Source organism: Pseudomonas sp. GW456-12-10-14-LB2, assembly GCF_002884345.1.
GTDB lineage: Bacteria > Pseudomonadota > Gammaproteobacteria > Pseudomonadales > Pseudomonadaceae > Aquipseudomonas > Aquipseudomonas paraglycinae.
In genome coordinates, this window is record NZ_POHV01000175.1 from 1 (window position 1) to 268 (window position 268).

Genomic DNA, 268 nt, shown 5'->3' on the forward strand with positions numbered 1-268 from the left:
GCTGTACGACCCGACGGCTCGCGTCGGCGTTCTTCAACGAGGACGAGGCCAACCGGGTGATCGCTGACATCATCGTCCGCGCCGAGCACGGCCGAAGGGAGTGGGTCGACAGCCGCAAGTTCCGGGTATGGCGCGATGGCGGTTGCAAGGGCCCCCGCCCGGAGCGGAAGGGCGACCTGAAGGGCAAGGTCGATGCTCTGCCGACCGGATGGCACGATGCCCTGGACGAACACAACGCCACGTCCGCCGGGCTCGGAGCGCCGCAAGC

At 69.0% G+C, this 268-nt stretch carries 1 protein-coding gene; it reads left to right on the top strand.

The genetic code is table 11. The features are described from left to right. The coding region (locus C1X29_RS29955) for a hypothetical protein (RefSeq protein WP_158247914.1) at nucleotides 1–268 on the top strand (268 nt) is incomplete at both ends.